Here is a 643-nt window from a genome sequence, read left to right on the forward strand (position 1 = left end):
TCATGGGCGGCGCCATGTTCGGCGATAACCTGTCGTTCATCTCCGACACCACCATCGCCGCCTGCCAGGGCCAGGGCTGCCAGATGAAGGACAAGTTCCGCGAGAACTTCAAGATCGCCCTGCCCGCGGCTATCGTGACCCTCGTGCTCATCTTGGCGCTGTCCCTGGGATCCAACATCTCGGGCACGGTGCACAACGACTACAACCTCATCGAGCTCGTTCCGTACCTCATCGTGCTGGTGGGCGGCATTCTGGGCATCAACGTGTTCGTCGTGCTGCTGCTGGGCATCCTGTCCGGTTCCATCATCGTGGTGGCCGAGGGCGCGGTGGCGGCCACCGATCTTTTGGGGAGCATGGGCACGGGAGCGGCCGGCATGTTCGAGACTACCATGGTGGCCGTGTTGGTGAGCGCCATCTGCGCGCTCATTCGCGAGAACGGCGGTTTCGTGGCCCTGCTCGCCGGCATCAAACGCGTGTTCAAGGGGCGCAAGGGCGGCCAGCTGGGCATGGGTCTGCTCGTGGGCGCCATGGACATCGCCACGGCCAACAACACCGTGGCCATCGTGATGGCGAACCCCATCGCCCACGAGATGGCCGAGACCTACGACATCTCCCGGCGCAAGACCGCATCCATCTTGGATAC

1 protein-coding gene is annotated in these 643 nt (G+C 63.8%); it reads left to right on the forward strand.

The window, feature by feature from the left end; translation table 11 throughout:
- Positions 1 to 643 (forward strand): Na+/H+ antiporter NhaC family protein (locus F8C90_RS10790; protein WP_281350348.1); only part of this gene is annotated, 643 nt, incomplete at both ends.

This window comes from Ellagibacter isourolithinifaciens (genome assembly GCF_008831035.1).
In the GTDB taxonomy this organism is placed as follows: domain Bacteria; phylum Actinomycetota; class Coriobacteriia; order Coriobacteriales; family Eggerthellaceae; genus Ellagibacter; species Ellagibacter isourolithinifaciens.